The 17,120-nt window shown below is 73.8% G+C and carries 14 protein-coding genes; 2 read left to right on the top strand and 12 right to left on the bottom strand.

Translation table 11 applies throughout. From position 1 onward, the window contains the following. Positions 1-4: 4 nt before the first annotated feature. The 4 genes from POL72_RS11645 to POL72_RS11660 form a co-directional block, all read right to left on the bottom strand. Positions 5-394, bottom strand: coding sequence for a VOC family protein (locus POL72_RS11645; RefSeq protein WP_272095198.1), 390 nt, complete (start codon positions 392-394; stop codon positions 5-7). A gap of 226 nt (positions 395-620) precedes the next feature. Continuing rightward, positions 621-1,184, bottom strand: coding sequence for a TlpA family protein disulfide reductase (locus POL72_RS11650; protein ID WP_272095199.1), 564 nt, complete (start codon positions 1,182-1,184; stop codon positions 621-623). After that, positions 1,181-1,903 (bottom strand): hypothetical protein, encoded by a 723-nt coding sequence (locus POL72_RS11655; protein WP_272095200.1) that lies wholly within the window; start codon positions 1,901-1,903, stop codon positions 1,181-1,183. Before POL72_RS11655 ends, POL72_RS11650 begins: the two co-directional genes overlap by 4 nt. Before the next feature lie 7 nt (positions 1,904-1,910). Beyond that, positions 1,911-2,120: a DUF4911 domain-containing protein gene (locus POL72_RS11660; RefSeq protein ID WP_272095201.1), complete on the bottom strand. Its 210-nt coding sequence runs from the start codon at positions 2,118-2,120 to the stop codon at positions 1,911-1,913. Positions 2,121-2,660: 540 nt separating this feature from the next. On the opposite strand from POL72_RS11660, the gene POL72_RS11665 reads away from it, so the two are divergent. After that, a complete protein-coding gene (locus POL72_RS11665; RefSeq protein WP_272095202.1) occupies positions 2,661-4,328 on the top strand; it encodes a hypothetical protein in 1,668 nt (555 codons plus the stop codon). Between the two features lie 118 nt (positions 4,329-4,446). On the opposite strand, the gene POL72_RS11670 is transcribed toward POL72_RS11665, so the two are convergent. The 8 genes from POL72_RS11670 to POL72_RS11705 all read right to left on the bottom strand — a co-directional run bounded on the left by POL72_RS11670 (position 4,447) and on the right by POL72_RS11705 (position 15,772). After that, positions 4,447-5,727, bottom strand: a complete 1,281-nt coding sequence (locus POL72_RS11670; RefSeq protein WP_272095203.1) for an aspartate kinase — start codon at positions 5,725-5,727, stop codon at positions 4,447-4,449. 110 nt (positions 5,728-5,837) lie between these two features. Continuing rightward, on the bottom strand, positions 5,838-8,381 hold the full coding sequence (locus tag POL72_RS11675) for a tetratricopeptide repeat protein (protein ID WP_272095204.1): 2,544 nt from the start codon (positions 8,379-8,381) through the stop codon (positions 5,838-5,840). A 78-nt stretch (positions 8,382-8,459) separates the two neighbouring features. Beyond that, on the bottom strand, positions 8,460-9,053 hold the full coding sequence (locus POL72_RS11680) for an MlaC/ttg2D family ABC transporter substrate-binding protein (RefSeq protein ID WP_272095205.1): 594 nt from the start codon (positions 9,051-9,053) through the stop codon (positions 8,460-8,462). A 389-nt stretch (positions 9,054-9,442) separates the two neighbouring features. Next, positions 9,443-10,906: a sensor histidine kinase gene (locus POL72_RS11685; protein WP_272095206.1), complete on the bottom strand. Its 1,464-nt coding sequence runs from the start codon at positions 10,904-10,906 to the stop codon at positions 9,443-9,445. Further along, a complete protein-coding gene (locus POL72_RS11690) occupies positions 10,906-12,123 on the bottom strand; it encodes a type II secretion system F family protein (RefSeq protein ID WP_272095207.1) in 1,218 nt (405 codons plus the stop codon). The genes POL72_RS11685 and POL72_RS11690 overlap by 1 nt, the downstream gene beginning before the upstream one ends. 792 nt (positions 12,124-12,915) lie before the next feature. Beyond that, complete coding sequence (locus tag POL72_RS11695) at positions 12,916-13,716, bottom strand: hypothetical protein (RefSeq protein WP_272095209.1); 801 nt, start codon at positions 13,714-13,716, stop codon at positions 12,916-12,918. Beyond that, positions 13,713-14,852: an AAA family ATPase gene (locus POL72_RS11700; RefSeq protein ID WP_272095210.1), complete on the bottom strand. Its 1,140-nt coding sequence runs from the start codon at positions 14,850-14,852 to the stop codon at positions 13,713-13,715. The genes POL72_RS11695 and POL72_RS11700 overlap by 4 nt, the downstream gene beginning before the upstream one ends. Before the next feature lie 44 nt (positions 14,853-14,896). Beyond that, positions 14,897-15,772: a protein-L-isoaspartate O-methyltransferase family protein gene (locus POL72_RS11705; RefSeq protein ID WP_272095211.1), complete on the bottom strand. Its 876-nt coding sequence runs from the start codon at positions 15,770-15,772 to the stop codon at positions 14,897-14,899. Positions 15,773-15,924: 152 nt separating this feature from the next. On the opposite strand from POL72_RS11705, the gene POL72_RS11710 reads away from it, so the two are divergent. Further along, positions 15,925-17,067 (top strand): serine hydrolase domain-containing protein, encoded by a 1,143-nt coding sequence (locus tag POL72_RS11710; RefSeq protein ID WP_272095213.1) that lies wholly within the window; start codon positions 15,925-15,927, stop codon positions 17,065-17,067. Positions 17,068-17,120 lie beyond the last annotated feature (53 nt).

Consider the following 17,120-nt stretch of genomic DNA (forward strand, 5'->3'; position numbering starts at 1 on the left):
TCCCTCACCCGCCGTGACAGACCGCTTCGACGTTGTGACCGTCAGGATCGCGCACGAACGCACCGTAGTAGCCAGGGTGGTACTGCGGCCGCGGCCCCGGCGGACCGTTGTCGACGCCTCCAGCCGCCAGCGCGGCCCGGTAAAACGCGTCGACGTCGGCCCTTGTCTTCGCGACAAAGGCGACATGCAAGCTGCCCTTCAGGGGGGTTCCCGTGCCGATCCAGAAGTCCGGCTTCCCGTCGGCCCCCAGGCCGGCGTGGCTGCCCGCGCCCCCGGTCATCTCCGGCGTGATCTCCATCAGGAGCCCGTAGCCAAGGGGGGCCAGGGCCGCCTGATAGAAGGCCTTGCTCCGCTCATAATCCGATACTGGAAAACCGATGTGGTCGATCGCCATACGCGCCATCATCGCCCAAACGGGCGCGCACCGGCCGAAGAAATGGGGCTGCTGCTCCTTCTCCCTCGTACCGAGGCACGCTCATCCAGCGCTCTGCGCGCCATTGCGATAGGCCACCTCGGATTGCCGTCTTCGGCAAGAATTCGGCGCTGCGCGCCACGGCCGCCCGGACGTCGCCCCCATTGTCCGCCCGGCGCGACGTTCAGCGGGCGGCACGCAGCCGGGCTTACCGCGCGGGCCGCGCGCTCGCGCGCTCGAGGCCGCGGAGGACCTCCTCGAGCGCTTCCTGGGTGATGAGACCCACATGCCGGAATACCTCCCGACCCCCTGCGTCCAGGACGACGACGCTCGGCACGTGGTGCAGCCCGGCGAAGGGCCCCTCTCCGGCGATCGTCGGGGCGTCCGCGAGCGCGACCGGGTACGGGAGCTTGAGCGCCGCGACGAAGGCCTCGACGAGCGGCCGGTTCTCGCTCGCCTCGAGGACAAGGAGCGCCGCGTTGACGCGCGGCGTGTGATCGCGGAACAGCCCCGCGAGGAACCGCGCTTCCGCCTGAGACGCCACATCGTAGGTCGCGACGAAGCCGATCACGCTGAACCTGCCCGAGAGCGACCCGGTCGAGAGCTCGCGGCCGTCGAGGGTCTCGTACGAGAAGCTCCGCACCGGGCCGGGCGCCGGGGCCGCCGCGGCGACCGGCGGCCCCGCCGCTGGCTCCCGGACGGCGTCGCCGCCCCCGCCGCAGCCGATCGCGATCAGCAAGAGCGGCGTGCAGACCGGCGCGAGCGGCCTCATGGCAGCGGATCGCCCTCCAAGTGCGCGTCGAAGAGATCGGCGCAGAGCTGCAGCGAGGGTGGGAGCTCGGCGCCCTTGCGCTGCTGCGCCAGGACGGCATGGCACAGCTCCTCGATGACCAGCTTGATCGGCGTGGCCTCGAGCTGCGCGCCGTCGAGCAGGATCCCCGGACCCGGCGCGTCCTCCGCGCGGACGATGGGATCGTGCCGCGCCCAGGCGATGCCGTCCTCGGGGAGATAGCGGCACCAGAGCACCCGGACGAAGCGCAAGTAGAGCGGCGTCACAAGCGCCACCACGCGATCGCCCCCCGCGGCGACGCCGCGCAGCGCGAAGCCGCTCGCCGGACGCGGAGCGCGCTCACCTTCCCCGATCGCGACCTCGATCCGCTCGCGGCGCCCGGCGTCGCTCTCGACCGACAGGAGCGGGGCATAGATCGCCACCGCAGGGACCTGCAGCTTGGGCGCGTCTTCGGCGAGGACGTCGAGCCACGCCTCACGCGCCTCGGGGCCGAGCTCCCCGTACACGTGGGCCGCAGCGATGGCAGCCTCGGCGTCGGTCGCGAGCGCGGCGAGCCACTCCCGCCAGGCAGCGAGGATGCGCGGGTCGAGCAGCGCGCCCGACGGCGCGGGTAGGCCCTGCGCCGCTCCGTCTTGAGCGGCAGCGTCCAGCGAGGGCTCCTCGACGAGATCGACCGAGCTCGAGTCGCGGCGCTCCGTCATGCCACCCTCAGCGCAGCGCGTCGCGGCGGCGCGCCCCGACATCGCGCTCGAGATCGAGCAGGAGCTCGGCGAGCTCGTCGCCCCGACCGAGCGGCGCCGCGAGCGTGATCTCTCCGCCGCGATCCGCGAGCAGGAGCGCGACGCCGTCGCTCGCCTCGACGATGCTCTTCACGAACACGACGTCCGCTGGATGGACAAGGACGTGCTGCACCAGCATCCCGGCGCTCGCATCCGCGATCGAGAGGGGGCCGCGCGCGGGCCCGAGCTGCCCCGCGGCCCCCGAGGGGTGCCCGCCGGCCGGAGACGCGGATGCGACTCGCCTGGAATTGCTGTCGTTCCGGCCCATGGACGGCGGAGCTAAGCACCGCTCGCCGGAGGGATCCAGCGGGCACACCCGGCGGGGATGGCCAGCCTCCTCGCCGCGTCAAGATGCCGCGTCCCTCCCTCGATCCGCGGGCGCCGTGGCGTTCTCGAGCCCGCCAAAGCGCAGCGAGATCGTCGGGCCGCTCACCTTCACCCCTCCATGATCCGCGCCCGCGGCTCGCCGGCGGCGCCATCGGGAGCGTGACGGGCCGCGGGCCCGAACCAGACGAGAACCGACGAGAACCGACGAGAGCCGGCGAGAGCCGCCGCCGCGAGCCGGGGCGGACGGGCTCTGGGGCCCACGGCGCGCACGAGGATCGCCGCGCGGGGCGAAAGCGCCGCGAGGGGCGCTACACTCCCGCCGATGTCAGCCTCACGAGCCTGCAGCGAGCGAATGGAGGAGCGCCGCGAGACGTGCCCGGCGCCGCAGCCGAAGACCGCCGTCGACGACGACGAGCGCGAGCACGACGAGAACGACGAGAACGACGGCAAGCTCGTCGACCTGCCGCCGCTCGGGCACGATGAGGAAGAAGGGGGCGACGAGGGCTTCGACGACCTCCTGCAGACGCTCGACGACGCGGAGCAGGGGCTCGACGACGCGAACGCGAGCGACCTCGAGATCGGCGTCGAGCTCGCCCTGGACGACAGCGGGACCGGGGAGGACGAGCCCGCGGAAGAAGGCGTCGATGTCGGGGCGCTCCACGAGGGGATCGCGGACGCCGACGCGGGCTCGTGGCTGTCCGATGAGGCCGTCGAGCAGAGCGACGCCGAGCAGGACGATCTCGACGATCACGGCGGGGCGCACGGCGACGACGGCGGCGCGGAAGGGACGGGAGACGACCCGGCGGACGACGTGGACGAGGGGGAGCTGCCCGCGCTCGACGCGGACCAGGACGGCGCCTACGAGGGCGAAGATCTGCTCGCAGAGCTGCCCGATCTCCCGGACGACCAGGCCCCCGTCTGGGATGCGCTGCCCTGGGTCGTCGTCGAGGACGCGGGCGCCGCCGTCCCGTGCAGCACGCTCGCGGTGACCGGCGGCTACGTCGTCGCGGGCAGCGCCGGCGCAGAGCCCGGGCTGACGGGCGAGCCCGCCGCGCGATCGGGAGGCCGCTCGCGCCGCGCGGAGCGAGCGGGCGCCGATCGCGGGACCGTGCTCGTCGTCGACGCGGGGGCGCTGTCCGCGCGCCGCGCCGGCATCGACACGTCGGCGTCCTCTATCGCTTTGTCGGACAGCGCGATCCTCATCGCCACGCGCCGCGGCAACCTGCTGCGGAGCGACGACCGGGGGAAGAGCGCGAGCCCGCTCGGCGCGTGGGGCTCGGGCGGCGCGCCGGTGACGCTCGCGACGACGCCGGGGCGCTTGTGGGTGCTGGCCGGCAAGACGCTGTGGTCGCCCGCGGCCGGCGCGGTCGTCCCGCCGCCGGAGACCGGCTCCGCGGCCACGGGCTCGCCCCGCCGCGACGGCGCGCCGACGCCGTCGAAGGGCGCGCTCTCCCTGACGCCCGGGCCCGCGCTGCGGGACGGCGTGCTCCGGATGAGCGCGAGCGAGGGGGTGATCGTGGCGCTCACGAGCGCGGCCGAGGGACCGCAGCTCGAGCGGCTCCGCGGCGACGACGAAGGCTCGCCGGTCGTGCCGCTGTCCGGGGCGGCGCGGCGCGCGGCCGAGGCCGACGACTGCCGGCTCGCAGCGGCGGCCGGCGGTCGCTCGATCGCGATCTCCGGCGCCGGGCTCCTCTGCGTGTCGCGCGACGGCGGCGAGACGTTCCGCGTGCTGGAGGGGCTCGCTATGGTCGTCGCCCTCGCCTTCGCGGGCGACCACAAGGCCTCGCCGCTGCTCGCGCTCGTCGCCCGCGAGGGCGAGCGCCGGGCGCAGCTCGTCCACGTGCCGTCGAACGCCGCCCCGACGCTCGTCGCCGAGCTCGGGGCGACGCCCCCCGGCGCCCCCGAGGAGGAGGCCGCGTCGATCGGACCTGCGGCGATCGCCTGGGACGCGTCGCGCGAGATCGTGTGGGTCGCGTGCTGGGCGGGGCTCGTCGCGCTCACGCGACAGAGAAAGCACTGACGGTCGTCCTCCGCCTCGCGAGCGGCGACACGAGCGCCGGCTCGCCGCGCTCACGCGTCGCTCGCCGAGCGTCGGCTCGCCGCGCTCGCACGTCGCTCGCCGAGCGCTGGCGGCGCGCTCAGCCGCCGACGAACGACGCGTGCAGCAGGCGCTGCGCGGCCGCGACGTCCGCGGCGTCGACGAGGGCGCCGAGGCGCAGGGGGCCCGCGACCGTGAAACGCGGCGCGATGCCGGCGCGCCCGAGGACCTCGACGAAGCGCGCGAGCGGCTCCGCCGTCGCGGAGAGCCCGTCGCCGACGACGCTGACCGCCGCGAGCCCCTCGACGAGCTCGAGCGACGGCAGCAGCGCGGCGAGCTTTCGCCTGGCCCCCTGCCACTCGGGCACGTTGAGGAGCGGGATCACGAGCGCGCCGCCGCCGTGACCGAAGGAGAGATCCCGGAAGCCCAGCCCGAGCTCGCCCGCCGCGCGGAGGACCTCGTCGAGCCGGAGCCCGCCGTGAGCCCGCGCGAGGACGACGTTGCCCTCGGCGACGATCGCGCGCGCCGCGAGCGCCTTCGGCGCCGAGCCCGGCGCGAACCGGCGCACCACCGTCTCCCGCGCGCCGGGGCCGGTATCGAAGGTCGACCGCGCGTACAGGGCCACGCCGGATCGCCGCGCCCACTCGACCGCCTGGGCGCAGACGACCTTCGCGCCGCACTCGGCCATCTCCTGGAGGACCGCGCAGTCGAGCTCGGGCAGGTGGCGAGCGTCCGGGACGACCCGCGGGTCGGCCGAGTACACGCCGTCGACGTCGCTGTAGATCTCGCAGCGCTCGGCGCTGAGCGCCGCCGCGAGCGCCACGGCCGTCGTGTCGGAGCCCCCGCGGCCGAGCGTCGTGATCTCACGGCGGTAGCTCATCCCCTGGTAGCCGGCGACGATCACGATGCGACCGCGGGCGAGCTCGTCCTCGATGCGGAACGGGCGGACCTCGATGATCCGCGCGTCGAAGTGGCGATCGTTCGTGAGGATGCCGGACTGGGAGCCCGTGAACGAGATCGCCTCGAAGCCCCGCGCCTGGATGGCGATCGAGAGGAGCGCCATCGAGACGCGCTCGCCGGTCGAGAGCAGCATGTCGAGCTCGCGCCGGGGAGGATCCGCGGCGGCGCTCGCCGCCTGCCGGGCGAGCGCGAGCAGGCCGTCGGTCGTCTTGCCCATCGCGCTGACCACGACGACGACGTCGTTGCCGGCGCGCTTCGCGGCGACGACGCGCTCGGCGACCTTGCCGATCCTGTCGACGTCGGCGACCGATGAGCCGCCGTACTTCTGCACGATGATCGGACGGCCCGCCCTCGCGGGCGGGGCGCCCGGCTCGCACGGCGAGCCCTCCTGCTGGGCGCGGTTCGACGGCTGCTCGGCCATGCTGCACCTCCAAGCGCTGCGCGCGCTGCGCAAGAGCTCGGGCTATCACGGGCGCGGCGCGCGGGCCAAGCGCGCGGCTCGCCGCGAGGGCGCGGGCCGTGAGGGAGCGATCAGGCGAGCTCGCTCTGGAGCAGCATCTCGTAGAGCTCCGCCTCCGAGGCGCGCCCCTCGGCCCGCGCCCTCGCGGCGAGCCGCGCGAGCACGCTGCGTCGCCGCGGCGCGACCTCCTGGCGGACGGCGGCGTCCCCCTCCTCCATCCGCGCCGAGAGCAGGGCGAGGAGATCGAGATCGCGACCGAGCCGCTCGAGCGCATCGGCGAGCGCCATCGCCACCGCCTGATCGGCGGGATCTGCGCGGAGCCGATCGGCGAGCCGCTCGGCCAGGAGCTCGTCGTCGACGCCGAACGCGCGGGCCAGCGGCACCTGCCCCTCCGCCAGCGTGACGCTGCTGGGGATGGGCGCCGTCAGGTCGGTCGACGTGTCGGTACCATCGAGCGTGGGCATCTCGTCGATGATCCCGGGGTCGACCGGCGCGGCCTTGGGCGGGGCGGCCGGCGCGCGGGGGCCAGGGGGAGGCTTGTTCGGCGCCGGGGCGACCACCACGGGCTCGGGCGGGAGCGTGCGCCGGCGCGGGGCGGCGACGTGGACCTCGATCCGCTGCTCGGCCGCGCTGGGCCGCTGGACCGGGACAGGGGGCGCCGCCGGGGCAGGCGCGATCGGCCGCGCGATCTCGCCGGAGACGCGGCGGAACGCGGCGGTGATGCCCGGATCGCGCGGCCGGAGGCGCAGCGCGAGGCCCAGGTGGCGCTGCGCCGCGAGGAGATCCCCCCGGGATCGCTCCTCGATCTCGGCGGCCTCGGCGAGCAGGGCCGCGACGGCGGCGGCGCCGTCGCCGAACGGCGCTCCCCTCGCGCGAGCGGGGCCCGCGTCGTCGGCGCGGCCCTGGAGGGCGAGCTCCACCGCGTCGCGCAGCCGCCCGAGCGCGACCGACGCTCCGCCGAGATCGCCGAGCCCGGCGCACCAGCGGCCCTCGAGCAGCCGCGCCTCCAGCGCCTCCGGCACGCCGGGCGGGACGCCCCGCACGCGCGCGATCGCCGCCGGCAGATCCCCCGCGATCTCCGCGAGGCCGCGGCCGAGCTCCAGGTCGAGCGCGCACGCGGGCGCGCCGCTGCGCGCGGCGAGGGCGCGCGCCCGGGCGAGGAGGTCGAGCGCGCGCCTCCCCTCCCCGGCGGCCCGCAGCGAGCGCGCCAGGCCCGCGACGACGTCGGGGCTCTCCGGCGCGTAGCGCAGCGCCCGCTCGAAGAGCACCCGCGCGTCGGCGACGTCGCCCCGCGCGAGGAACGCCTCCGCGGCCCTGCGAGACACGGCGTGGCGCGCCTCGGCGCCGCGCGCGGAGGCCTCGAGGTGCTCGGCGTCCGCGAGCGCGCCGCGCACGTCCGCGACGTCGAGCCGCGCGTCGAGCCGCGCCCACCGCAGCGCCTCGATCCCGGGCGCGCGCGCGACGCCGAGGTTCAGCGCGTCGAGGCGCACGTCGACAGCGTCCGCGAGCGCCGCCGCGCGCAGCCATGCGAGCGCGGCGAGCGGGCCGTAAGGCTCGGCGTGCGCGGCGCGGGCGAGCGCGGAGAACGCGCCGTCGCGATCGCCGACCGCCTCGAGGAGCGCGCCGCCGAGGAGGCCGGCGTCCACGGCGGGCATGGCGTCGACGACGGTCGAGAGGGCCCCCTCGGCGCGCTCGCCGATCACGAGGTCGAGCCAGGCGAGGCGCGAGGAGATCTCGGGGTGCCGCGGGGCGCGCTCCAGCGCGGCGAGGTAGGCGCGGCGCGCCTCGTCGAGCCCGCCCGCGGACGCGAGCTCGTCGGCGGCGCCTGCGAGCTCGGCCACCTCGAGCGCCCTGAGCGCGCGGTCGCCAAGCGCGGGAGGCGCCGCGCCCAGCGCGCCCTCGGCGCAGAAGCGGCCGGCCTCCGCGCTGACCACGGCCCACTGCACCCCCTCCACCGCGGGCGCCCTCGCGCCCGCCGCGGGCAGGAGCAGGCGGACGATCCGCTCGACCGCGGCGTCCAGAACGATCGCGCCCTCGACGAGGCGCCCGTGCGCGCCCGCCATCATCGACAGCGCCTGGAGCGCGAGCGCGTGCGGCGGGGCGGCGAGGCCGATGCCGCGGGCGCGCTCCGGCAGGAGCCTGAGCGCGCGCTCCGCCGGGGCCACGGCGACGTCGAACGCGAGCGCCGCCTCGCCGGATCGCAGCGCGACCAGCGCGCCGTCCTCGATGGGCGCGATGATGAGCTGCGGCGCGCCGTCGCCGAGGAGGCCTCGGAGCCGCGGCGCGGCCCAGCCGGCGAGCTCGGTCCCCTGCGCCTCGACGGAGAGCCGGACGAGCTGGCCGCGCCGGTGCCGGAAGCGCGCCACGCCGCCGGAGAGGTCGACGGGGAACCGGATCCCGGCGAGCCGCACCACGAGCTCGGTGACGCGGAGCGGACCGAGCGCGAACGGCTCCCCGAGCTCGATGGCGAGCGCGCCCTTGCTGACGGCGAGCCGGAGGACGGGACGGTCGTCGGGCGGGCGCGGGGCCGCGCCGCCGCCGGGCGCGAGCGCGCGGATCGACGGCGCAAGGCCCAGCGCGCGCGCCGACCGGCCGCGCCTCTGTCCAGCAGCCATACCCGCCAAGGGTATCAACCCGGCGGCATTTCAGGCGAGTTCACGGCGATCGCGCCGGACGAGGCGCGGCGGGGCGGGTCAGACGTCGCCCTTGGCGAGCTTGTCCTTCATTTTCTGGATGAGCGCCGGGAGCCCATCCTTCTTGATGATCTTCGTGAACTGGGCGCGGTAGCTCCCCACCAGGCTCACGCCCTCGGTGACGATGTCCTGCACGAGCCAGGCGCCCCCCTTCTGGGAGAGCTTGAAGGCGATCTCGACCGGCTCCTCGCGCGCGTCCTTCTTGGAGACGGCCTTGGTCTTGACCGTCATGACGCCCTTGCTGTCGGTCTCGCCGAGGTACTCGACGTTGAAGTCGAGCGTCTTCTTCAGGTTGCGCTCGTAGGCCTTGCGCACGAGCTGCTTGAGGAGCTCGCTGAACTGCTTCTTCTCGGCGTCGGTCCGCGCGGCCCACTCGCTACCCAGCGAGGCCTCCGCCAGCGCCGAGTAATCGAGCATCTCGTCGAAGACCGCGCCCACCTTCTTCTGGTTCTCGACCCCCCCCTTCTTCAGGAGGTCGAACAGGGCCGTCTGCCTGGCCTTGACGACGTCCGTCGCCGGCCCGGCGCTGGCGAGGCCCACCGGGCCGAGCGTGAGCGCGAGCAGCGAGAACGCCGCCGCGAAGAGATGGTTCATCCTGCGTGTCACGTATGGTTCTCCTTCTGTGCCTGCGGGCCGCGAGCGCGCCTCGGGACGCTTCTACTGCTCACCCTGTCCTTCGGCAAACGGCATGGCAAACGGCCTGCCAGGTCGGACGCAGGCCCCGGTGGCCCGGCGACGTCGCATCCCTGCTCTCCATGAACACCGCGAAGAGAGACAGCAATCCGCCTGCACTGGCCCGCTTCCCAGGGGCAGACGGCGGCCTTCGCGGCCTATTCACGCGCGGAGGCGGGCTCGGCCGCGATCTCTCGGCCGGGCGCTCGGGAGAAGCCGCGCGCGGCGGCGGCGCGGGGCGTGAACGGAGCGCCACGCGTCCCCTGTGACGATGACGACGCAGCGGGCGCGATCGTGGGGCGAGCTCCGCGTCAGCCCGCCGGGCGCGATCGTGGGGCGAGCTCCGCGGCGACGGCGAGGCGCTCGGCGTGGCCTGCGTCGGATGGCCGATCCGGGATCCTCACCCGGAACGCGGTGCCCTCGCCCTCGCGGCTGTCCACCTCGATCGCGAAGCCGTGGTCGTCGAGGATCCGCTTCACCACGGCCAGGCCGATGCCCATGCCGTGCGTGCGGGTCGTGAAGAACGCGTCGAAGAGGCGATCGCGGGCGCCCGCGGGGATGCCTCGCCCCTGGTCGCGGATCTCCAGGAGCCACGCGCTCGCGTCGCGCCAGAGGCGCACGGTCACGACGGCGCCCGCGGAGCTCGCCTGGATCGCGTTCCGCACGAGGTTCCAGACGACCTGGCGCATCTGGGCTGCGTCGGCGGTCACGGGCGCGGACGACGGCCCATCGAAGCGGACCTCGACGTCGACGCCGCGGCCCGAGCGCCCCGCGAGCACGACGACGTCGCGCGCCGTCGCCGAGAGGTCCACGCCCTCGAGCGTGGGCACCCGCGGGCGCGACAGATCGAGCATGTCGCCCACGAGGTCGTTGAGGCGCGCGGTCTCGCGCTCGATGATCTCGCAGAGCTTGCGGTCCTCGTCGGAGAGCGTGCCGCCCGTGCGGAGGAGCTCGATGGATCCGGCGATCGAGCCGAGCGGGTTCCTGATCTCGTGGGCCAGCCCCGCGGCGAGGCGGCCCAGCGCCGCGAGCCGCTCGGCCTGCTCCGCCCGCGCGGTGGCCTGCACGAGCCGGCCGCCCGTCGCGCGCAGCCGCTCCGCCAGGTAGCTCGCGAGCAGCGTGACCACCACGATCGCGAGCAGGTTGACGAACATGGGGTACCGCAGCTCGCCCCACTGCGTCGCGTACGCCCCGGCGGGCTGGTCCGGCGGCACCCCGACGAGGTGCAGCCCGAGCGCCGCGCACAGGACGAGGTACGCCGCCGCCCCCGACGCCGCGGCGACGATGGCGCCGGGGAGCCCGAGGAGGATCGCCCCCGTGAGGCAGGTGAGGCCGTAGAGCGACGTCGCGCCGCTCGAGGCCCCGCCGGTGATGTACACGAGCGCGGTCCAGGTGATCTGATCGGTCACGAGCTGCGCCCGCGCGATCGCCCGGAGGGCGCGGTTCATGCGCAGGAACACGGCGTAGATGCCGGAGACGCCGTACGCGGTGGCGACCGTGACCAGCGCGACGTTGCTGGAGAAGCTCCCGGGGGTGAAGCCGCCGAGGTACACCGCCGCGGTCACGACGAGGAAGACCGTGAGCACCGCGAGGCGCAGCGCGATGAGCCAGGTGAGCCGGCTCGCGAGCGGCGCCTCGGCGCCGGCGGGAGCGCCGGACGGGAGCAGCATCGCCGGCGTCGAGAGGCGGGCGTCGCGCGACGGCCCGGCCTCGGCGTGATCTCGCGGCGCCCCGGCCTCGGCGCCCGGGCTCGCCGGGGAGGCCGCGGGCGACATCACTCCGCCTTGATCTTGCCGGCGAGATCGAAGATCGGCAGGTACATCGAGATGAGCACGACGCCCACCATGCCGCCGACGATCACCATGAGGAGCGGCTCGAGCAGCGACGTCAGCGCGGCGACGGCGACGTCGACCTCCTCTTCATAGAAGTCGGCGATCTTGTTGAGCATGGTGTCGAGGGCGCCGGTCTGCTCGCCGACCGCGACCATCTGCACGACCATGCCAGGGAAGACGTTCATCTCGCCGAGCGGCTCGGCCATGTTCTTCCCTTCGGAGATCTTCTGGCGGGAGTACATGAGGCCCTCCTCCACGACGACGTTGCCGGCCGTCTTCGCGACGATGTCGAGCGCATCGAGGATCGGCACGCCGGAGCCGAGCAGCGTGCCGAGCGTGCGCGAGAACCGCGCGACGGCGATCTTCTGCATGACCGGGCCGATGATGGGGAGCCTGAGGATGAGGCGGTGCACCATCCGCTTGCCGGCCGGCGAGCGGTAGAAGTAGGTCGCGCCGAAGGCCGCGGCCGCGGTCAGGACGACGATGAGCGGGAGGTAGGTGACGAACGTCTTCGAGACCGCGATGACGATCTTCGTGAGCTGCGGGAGCGCGTCCTTCGCGCCGAACTCCGCGAACATCGTCTCGAAGGACGGGATGACGAACGACATCAGCACGATCATGACGACGACCATGATCACGATGACGGCGATCGGGTACGCGAGCGCGCCGCGCACCTGGCGCGCGAGCTTCACGCGCTTCTCGATGTAGATCGCGAGCCGGTTCAGGATGCTGTCGAGGATGCCGCCCACCTCGCCGGCCTGGACGAGGTTGACGAACAGGTCGTCGAAGATCTTCGGGTGGCGCCGGAGCGCGTCGCTGAACGTGGCGCCCTGCTCGACCGTGTTCTTGATGTCCTTCAGCGCCGCCTGGAAGACCTTGTTCGGCTCCTGGTTCGAGAGGATCTCGAGGCACTGGACCAGCGGGAGGCCCGCGTCGATCATCGTCGCGAACTGGCGGATGAACTTGACGAGGTCCTTCGCCTCGACGCCCGAGCCGAAGTTCAGGTTGAGGCTGAACTGCGCCCCCTTCTTCTTGACCCGGGTGGGGTTGAGCTGCTGAGCGCGGAGGCGGTTCTGCACCGCCGCCTCGTTCTCGGCCTCCATGGTGCCCTTCCGGATCTCTCCGGTGCGGCCGCGCGCCTCCCAAACGAACTCCGCCATAGTGCTCCCGGTCTTCTCCCTGGTCCACGACGGGCGAGCCGACGCGCCGGGGCGGCCCCGCCTCGGGGGAGGCCAGGATAAAGTTCCAGGCGGTCCAGGGTCAAAGACGGTGGGGCGTTCTCTGATCCGGCGGGCGGGGCGACGCGACGGGGAAGGGAGGGGGGAAAGAGAAGAAGGGAGAGGGCGCCGCGCCGAGCGGCACGCGCCGGCGGGGGTCTCCGCGCGGCGGGGGCGGGCGGGCGCTCGGCCATCCGCCAAGACCGGAGCGGGAGAGCTTGCGCTGAGAACACCGCCCGGCATGTCTCCCTTCGGGCCATGCCACCTGGAACGTTTCGTCGCGCGCCACACAAGGCGCGCCTGAGACGCCGCGCCTCCTGAGACCGGATGGCACCTCGGTCGGTGCTCGCCGCGCCCACCCGCCCCCGCCGCGCGGAGACCCCCGCCGGCGCTCACCTCGATCCAGCCCTCGCGCTTCCATCAGAACGGGTGGCCCTGAGCCATGGGCCCGGATCGCCGGGGCTCACCCACGGACACGAGGGTGTGCCATCTGGACAGGGGGTGGGTCATCTGGACATGAGGATGTGCCATCTGGACAGGGGGGTGGGTCATCTGGACATGAGGGTGTGCCATCTGGACAGGATGATGGGCCATCTGGACAGGGTGTGTGTCACACGGACGTGGGACAGATCCACCCGGACGGCACAGGTCGCCGGCGCGGGATCGTGAGATGGATCTCCTTGTCCGGAGGGCGTGGCGGCAGGTCCGGAGGGCGTGGCGGCAGGTCCGGGTGGGTCACCACTGGCCGGACGCAGAGGCTCCGCCGCGCTCCACGAGCGGCACGAGATGCTCCCTCACCTCGCGCACGAAGCGTGCGAGGCCACACGCCGCGCCGCTCGCTTCGAGGCGCTCAACGAGCACGTCGGCCCAACGCGCGTCCGCATCTCGCCCCGCGATCGTCAGCATCGCGAGGACCCGCTTGGCATCCTTGCGGTTCGCTTCGTTCTTCGAGGTGAGTCGCTCGGGCTGCACGCAGGGGTCGAAATGGAGCTCGCGGCGGAGAGCATCGAGCCGCTGGCGTTCCGAGTCGTCCTCGGGGACCCACGCCGCAACCAACCAGGCTTCGATCTCGGGCTCTGGAAGGGCGCCGAGGACGACATCGAACGGCCAGCTCCCAGCCGCTACCGCTTGGGCGAAGCCCTCGGCGCGCTCCGCCCTGCCGTCCAGGTCCCGCGCGATCACCACGGCTACGGGAGGCTCGACCTCCTCCGCGAAGAGCAGGAGCGCGGCTCGGTGCATTTGCGCATCTTCCTCGGCCCGCTCTCCTTCGAAGGAACCATAGATGCGGAGGCCGCGCTCCCGAGCGCGCTTCCACGCGCCGTGGAGGTCGAGCCAGCCGAAGCCCTCCACCCCCTGCCAGCTCCGGCACGGTGAAAGGGGATCCGTCATCGAGCCTTGACACGCCTCGACGGTCTCTTTCACCCACGCGATGCGGTCGATGAGCATGCGGTCGATGAGCATGCGGTCGACGAGCTTCTGGATGATCCGCGTGTCGCCGGCGCTCTCGGCGGCGATACCGATGCCGACAGCGCTCACTCTCGCCCCTCGCTCACCCATCCCTCGCCGACGAGGCTCCACAACTCACCCGGGCGAAGATAGGCGCCCCGCTTCTGCGCTGTCGGGTGCTCGTCGAGCCGGCGCAGCAACGAGCCCCGCGCTCCGCGGCTCATGACGAAGACCTCCTCCATCCGCAGCTCGTCGAGAAGGAACGGCGAGTGGCTCGTCGCCACGATCTGCAGGTGAGGCGTCGCGTCGAGGACGCCACGGAGGTGCGCGACGAGCTTGCGCTGCGCTACCGGGTGCAGCGCCTTGTCCAGATCGTCGAGCAGGACGAGGCGCGGCGCGTCGAAGCGCACCACCGTGATGAGGCCGAGGGCAAGCAGCGTCCCCTCCGAGAGCTGACCGGCCGGCACCCACCCCAGTCCTTCCCACTCGACCTCGAAGCGGGCGCCGGTGACGTCGCGCGACTGCTCGGCCCAGAAGTCCTGACCATCGAGGGATATCCGTTGCTTCTCCCGGCGCCGGACGCGGGCGGGAAGCGCGCGGATACGCCGCGCACCGGGGACGATGGTCGCCAGATCCCGCTCGATCGCTTCCAGAGTTCCGTCACGCAGCCCCTGCAGGTACTGCAACACAGAAGCCAGACCCTCACCGTCGTGTCCGACGCCCGGGATCTCCTCTTCCGAGTAGTGCTCCGCAGCCAGCGTCTCGGCGTGTAGCTTGAGACGGACGACCGATCCGAGCTTCGCCTCGCGGGGGCCCCGAAAGAAGAGTCGTTCTTCCTGGTCGTTGCTGGGCGGAACGAGCTGTATCTCATGCCCTTTCTTGCCGAACCACAGGTGGAACCGCTCAGGTTCCGGCTCGTCCTTCGCGACCCCTGCGCGAAGAGCGAACCGCCTTCCGTCCTCCAGGACGGCTTCCAGCTCGAGCTCGGTGGCGTCCGGCTTCGCAACCAGGTCATCCACCGCGCCCTTGCCCCTGAAGAGCGCCTCCGAATGGATGGTCGCCGACCCCCCAGGCTTCGCGGCGGCGAGCTGGAGCAGGTAGTGCATTCCCTCCAGCACGGTGCTCTTGCCCACGGCGTTCGGGCCGACCAGCACGTTGAGCCGACCGAGAGGCAGGCTCACGTCTCGAAGCAGCTTGAAATTCTTGAAGGTTGCTCCCGTCAGCATCGCCGCTTTCTCGTTAACCCGAGATCGGGGCCGGGTACAGGAGCCTACCCGCGCCCGCGCTCCGCCACGTAGCGGACCGCGCCGTGCACCTCGCGGAGGAGCGCGCCCTGACGGCGCTCGACGCGCACGAGCTCCTGGTGGCCCTCCCACGTGCCGACCGGCGCGACAAGGACGCCCCCGTCGCTCAGCTGCGCCTCGAGCGCCGTGGGAGGCTCGGTCAGCGCGTAGGTCACCGCGACCTTCCAGGGCCGCTCCGATGACGAGGTCGGCCAGCGCGCGAGCACGCGCTCGGCGAGCGAACGCCCGTCACCGCACAGCAGCGTGACGCCCGCGCCCTCGTCCGACGGCCCGGCGGCGCTGGCCGCGAGCGCATCGTCGCCGCCCTGGCGATCGGGCCGCGCGCCGAGCAGACGAACCGCGCGCGCGTGCAGCATGGCGTCGATCTCGATCGAGGCGACGTGCCCGGTCGGGCCGACGATGCGCCGCGCGAGCGCCGCCCCGTAGCCGGTGCCCGTGCCGAGCTCGAGCAAGCGATCGCCCGGGCCGAGATCGAGCAGGCTGTACGTGAGCAGGTACGCGTGCGGCGCGCTCACGGTCGCGTGCCCCGCGCGGTCGAGCGGAAGCGGGGTGTCGTCCGCTGACGCGGCGAGATCCTCCGGCAGGACGAAGCGCTCGCGCGGCACGAGCAGGATCGCGTCCAGGTAGTGGGCGAGGAACTCGAAGCGGCGCGCGAGCTCCGCCACGAGCGGCGCCCGCGCAACACGCCCGGCCTCGGCGAGCTCGACGTCGCACGCGATGGCCGCGTCGAGCCGCTCGGGGACCGGCTCCCAGCGATCGGGCCGGCGATCGTCGTACCTCGCCGCGAGCGCGGCGAGCGGCGCGACGGCGGCGCGTGTTTCGGTGCCCACGGGAGAAGCCACGGGGAGATCCTGAAGCAGGACCGGCCGTGCGGCTCGGTTTTTCGGGGAGCGCGTCGCGATTGTCCATGCGTCGTCCGGCTCATCCGCCGAGCCATCCGGCCGGCCACCAGAGCTCGTTTGACACGGGCGCCCTGCCCTCCTCATCCTCGGCCATGACCCCCGTCGATCTCACGGCGATCGCAGCGCTCGCGATCGAAGCGCATCGGGCCGCGCCGTGCGCGTGCGTCGCAGCAGCCGTGCGCACGCGAGACAACGTCCGGTACGGAGCGGGCGCCGCGGGACGCTTGTGGCTGGAAGACAGCCCGCCGGCAGGCGCCGGCGGCGCGACGCCGGCCGCGGCGACGGGTGATGCGATCTTCGATCTGGCGTCGGTGACGAAGCCGTTCACCGCGCTCGCGTTCGCCCGGCTCGCCCGCGCCGGCAAGGTGAGGTTCGACGAGCCGCTCGGGCAGGTGCTGCCAGAGCTCGCCGGTACGCGGTCGGCGCGCGTGCCGCTCGAGCTCCTCGCCGCCCACCGCGCCGGGCTCGAGGCGCACCGACCGCTCCATCCGCCCGGCGACGACGCGCCGATCGATCCCCTCGGCGCGCTGCTCGCCTGCGCGAACGGGCGCCGCGCGGAGTGCGAGGGCGACCCGCCCGCCGGCGGGTTCCCGCCGGTGTACAGCGACCTCGGGTACCTGCTGCTCGGCGCAGCGGTCGCGCGGCGCGGCGAGGCCGAGCTCGACGAGGTCGTCGCGCGCGAGGTGACGGGCCCCCTCGGGCTCGCGGTCGCGCCGGTCCGCGCGCTCCGGCGGCGCGATCCGCGGTTCGACGAGCGGGTCGTCCCCACCGAGGACGTCGCGTTCCGCGGGGGCATGATCCGCGGCGCGGTGCACGACGACAACGCGTGGACGATCGCGCGCGACGGGATGGCCGGGCACGCGGGCCTCTTCGGCGACGCCATGTCCGTGGCGCGGCTCGGGGTCGCGCTGCTCGAGGCGCTCGCGGGCGAGCGCCCGGAGTGGCTCTCGCGCGACGAGGTCCGGCGGCTGATCGCGCCGCGCCCGGGCGGGTCGCTGCGCGCGGGGTTCGACGGCAGGAGCGGCGAGAGGCCGAGCTCCGGCGCGCGCTTCGGCCCGCAGACCTTCGGCCACCTCGGCTTCACCGGGACGAGCCTGTGGATCGATCCGGAAGCGGAGCTCGTCGGCGTGCTGCTCACGAACCGCGTCCACCCGACGCGCGCCTCCGACGCGATCCGTCGCGCGCGGCCCGCCGTCTATGACGCGATCGCAGAGGCCATGGCGCAGGCGCGATGACGCGAGGACGGATGGCGCGCCGCATCGCTCCCGCGTTTTCGCGGGCCGGCGCG

It is taken from the genome of Sorangium aterium (genome assembly GCF_028368935.1).
Classification (GTDB): Bacteria; Myxococcota_A; Polyangia; order Polyangiales; family Polyangiaceae; genus Sorangium; species Sorangium atrum.

Excerpts from the sequence above, each read along its gene's own strand:
- POL72_RS11660 (WP_272095201.1), bottom strand. The coding sequence starts at position 2,120 with ATGCTGGTGCAGCACGTCCTTGTCCATCCAGCGGACGTCGTGTTCGTG.
- POL72_RS11700 (WP_272095210.1), bottom strand. The coding sequence starts at position 14,852 with ATGCTGACGGGAGCAACCTTCAAGAATTTCAAGCTGCTTCGAGACGTG.
- POL72_RS11675 (WP_272095204.1), bottom strand. The coding sequence starts at position 8,381 with ATGGCTGCTGGACAGAGGCGCGGCCGGTCGGCGCGCGCGCTGGGCCTT.
- POL72_RS11665 (WP_272095202.1), top strand. The coding sequence starts at position 2,661 with ATGGAGGAGCGCCGCGAGACGTGCCCGGCGCCGCAGCCGAAGACCGCC.
- POL72_RS11710 (WP_272095213.1), top strand. The coding sequence starts at position 15,925 with ATGACCCCCGTCGATCTCACGGCGATCGCAGCGCTCGCGATCGAAGCG.
- POL72_RS11690 (WP_272095207.1), bottom strand. The coding sequence starts at position 12,123 with ATGGCGGAGTTCGTTTGGGAGGCGCGCGGCCGCACCGGAGAGATCCGG.
- POL72_RS11645 (WP_272095198.1), bottom strand. The coding sequence starts at position 394 with ATGGCGATCGACCACATCGGTTTTCCAGTATCGGATTATGAGCGGAGC.
- POL72_RS11650 (WP_272095199.1), bottom strand. The coding sequence starts at position 1,184 with ATGAGGCCGCTCGCGCCGGTCTGCACGCCGCTCTTGCTGATCGCGATC.
- POL72_RS11685 (WP_272095206.1), bottom strand. The coding sequence starts at position 10,906 with ATGTCGCCCGCGGCCTCCCCGGCGAGCCCGGGCGCCGAGGCCGGGGCG.
- POL72_RS11655 (WP_272095200.1), bottom strand. The coding sequence starts at position 1,903 with ATGACGGAGCGCCGCGACTCGAGCTCGGTCGATCTCGTCGAGGAGCCC.
- POL72_RS11680 (WP_272095205.1), bottom strand. The coding sequence starts at position 9,053 with ATGAACCATCTCTTCGCGGCGGCGTTCTCGCTGCTCGCGCTCACGCTC.
- POL72_RS11670 (WP_272095203.1), bottom strand. The coding sequence starts at position 5,727 with ATGGCCGAGCAGCCGTCGAACCGCGCCCAGCAGGAGGGCTCGCCGTGC.